Origin of the sequence: Methylomonas lenta, from assembly GCF_001644015.1 — a bacterium.
Classification (GTDB): domain Bacteria; phylum Pseudomonadota; class Gammaproteobacteria; order Methylococcales; family Methylomonadaceae; genus Methylomonas; species Methylomonas lenta.
The window spans coordinates 1-2,544 of the sequence record NZ_LUUI01000067.1; the positions used below are offsets into that span (position 1 = coordinate 1).

Consider the following 2,544-nt stretch of genomic DNA (forward strand, 5'->3'; position numbering starts at 1 on the left):
AACTTGTTTTGCAATATCCAAACCCACTACGTTACGATTCATTTCGGACTCCTCTTTGTCCCGTTTAAATTCTCAGGTGCATTGTGACACCGCCAAGGGGTGAGGAGGAGTCCATGTCATCAGCCCTCTCCCGCAAGGAGAGGGAGCTTTCTACCTCGGCTCCAGAACGATCAACAGGGGATGAGCCGCCCAAAATCGACTTGAGTTCTCTGGCGGTTTCTCCACTTTGCGATGAATGCGCTTCATCGACAATCACCGCATAACGCCGTTTGGCTATCTCCATTTCCCAGGCTTTGGCTTGCGTTTTGCTTGCTTCGTCCGCTGCGTCGATATTATCAGCGCCAGCGGCATGCAATAAGCCGCGCAACACAAACGGAAATTTCTGCAAGGTAGTAATCACGATTTTGGTGCCGTCAATCAGCGCCGCCGCCAACTGCTTGGAATCCTGATCGATGGCCTTGACCACCCCTTGCGCGTGTTCGATTTGATAAATCGCATCCTGTAATTGCCTGTCCAACACTTGCCGGTCGGTAATCACAATCACGCAATCAAACACCTTTAGGTCATCGGTATTATGCAAACTGGCCAAGCGATGCGACAGCCAGGAAATCGAATTGGTCTTACCGCTACCGGCGGAATGCTGAATCAGATAGTTCTGGCCAGGGCCTTCCAATTGCGCGGCAGCCACCAGTCGCCGGGTGGCATCGAGCTGGTGATAACGCGGAAAAATTACCGCTTCTTTTTGCAGCAAACGACTGCCGCCCTTGCCGTCTTCGACTTTCTCTTCTTTGCGTTCGATGAAAATAAAATTGCCGAGAATGTCCAGAAACTGCTCGCGCTCCAACACCTCTTCCCAGAAATAACCGCTGCGGTAACCGGAAGGATGCTGCGGATTACCGGCACCGCACACCATTTCGCCGGGATGACTGCCACGATTGAACGGCAGGAAAAAGGTCTTTTTACCCGCCAACCGGGTGGTCATGTGGACTTCATCCGGGTCGGCAGCAAAATGTACTAGCGCCCGCTGCTTGAAGTCAAACAACGGCGCGCGCGGATTACGGTCGTTGCGATACTGATTCACCGCATGCCGCCAGTTCTGACCAGTCCAAGGGTTTTTCAGTTCACAGGTCGCCACCGGTAAGCCATTAACCGCAAACAGCATATCCAGCGTACTGTGATCACCTGGATGACAGGGCACCTGCCGGGTCACCGTCAGCCGATTTTGTTGATAGTGCGCCAACACCTCTTGATTCAAACCATGTGCCGGTTTGAAATAGGCCAACCGAAAGGTCTTGCCGTAAAACTTAAAGCCGTGGCGCAACACATGCAACGAGCCTTTAATCGCCAATTCCTTAACCAGCTCTTTGATCAACATGGCTTGCAGATTAGCACCATGCTGCTGGCGCATGCTGTCCCAAAACGGCGTTTGGGTGGCGGCGATAAAATCGAGAATTTGCGCCGGGAATAAAGCCAGTTCCTTATCCCACTTCTTTACCGAACCGGCTTGCCAGCCTTTGGCCAGCAACATTTGCTCGACATAGGTTTCGAAGGCTTTTTCGGTGGTTTGTGACATTGAAGTTTCCGTGTTTTTGCTTAACTTAGTCCGAACCTTAGTAAAGAAAAAAGCGTTTTTCTTTACTAAGGCTTAATTTTAGCCGCGCGATTACGGCAACCTAACAGTCGGCAAGAAACGGCCAGTCAAATAGCCGTCAAAAAGAACTCGACAAGTTTTTAGTGTAAAATCAATCAGATAAATTTAGCCCCTTACTAAAACATCTGTTTTAGTCAAATAACCATCAAATAAGAACTAAGCCCAAAACGGCAGGTACTTGGCGTGCCGCTTTCCTTGTTCTGGATCGAAAGGCTTAATCAAATCAGACAGTAGCGTTTCTTTAATGACTCGGGAAACCATGGCACTGTTCTCAGGCTCAATGCCAAAACGCTCACGAAGGCTGGCATTGGTCATCGGATCGCGTTGCACATAACGCAGACAAGCATGTAAATAACAGGCGCGGATACGATCCTGACTATCCATGTGTTTGTATGCTTTGTGGGCAAATAGTACAACCCGCGTAGATTCTTCCGCCGTTTCGAAACTGGGAGCCGGTAACTGGTAAATCTCGGTTTCGAAAACCACTTTATCGACTCCGCTGCCGCGTTCCTCGCAAATACCGATTAAACGCATCAACGACGCCAACGCTTCGTTTCGTGATCGTGGAGGGCTATCCAAAAAACGCTCGGTTTTGACCAAGGGCAAGCCGGGATTGGTGATTTCCATCCGGTCGGAAAATATTTCCACCATGGGTCCTGCACCAGTAATCGAAAATCTTGGTGAATCAACGCATTGGCCACCAATTCGCGTACGGCCAAACTTGGGTACATTGGCACGTCCCGCCGCAGCGCTTTGCCAATAAATTCGTTATTAGGCAACAGTGCATTGAAGTAGTCGATCAAACCTTCGAATCCAGCCGCGTAGCCTTTTCGGCCTTCCTGCTCGCGTTGCTTGGGGCTGTGCCTACCTTTGCCCTCAATGCCATTAAGTTA

3 protein-coding genes are annotated in these 2,544 nt (G+C 50.2%); 1 reads left to right on the forward strand and 2 read right to left on the reverse strand.

What is annotated here, in order from left to right; genetic code table 11:
• Positions 1-64 precede the first annotated feature (64 nt).
• Positions 65-1,573, reverse strand: coding sequence for a type I restriction endonuclease (locus A1359_RS04660; protein ID WP_232322112.1), 1,509 nt, complete (start codon positions 1,571-1,573; stop codon positions 65-67).
• Positions 1,574-1,807: 234 nt separating this feature from the next.
• Positions 1,808-2,302, reverse strand: a complete 495-nt coding sequence (locus A1359_RS04665; protein ID WP_232322113.1) for an ATP-binding protein — start codon at positions 2,300-2,302, stop codon at positions 1,808-1,810.
• Between the two features lie 29 nt (positions 2,303-2,331).
• On the opposite strand from A1359_RS04665, the gene A1359_RS23060 reads away from it, so the two are divergent.
• Positions 2,332-2,544, forward strand: a 213-nt coding sequence (locus A1359_RS23060) for a hypothetical protein (RefSeq protein WP_232322114.1), incomplete at its 3' end; no start/stop codon positions are given.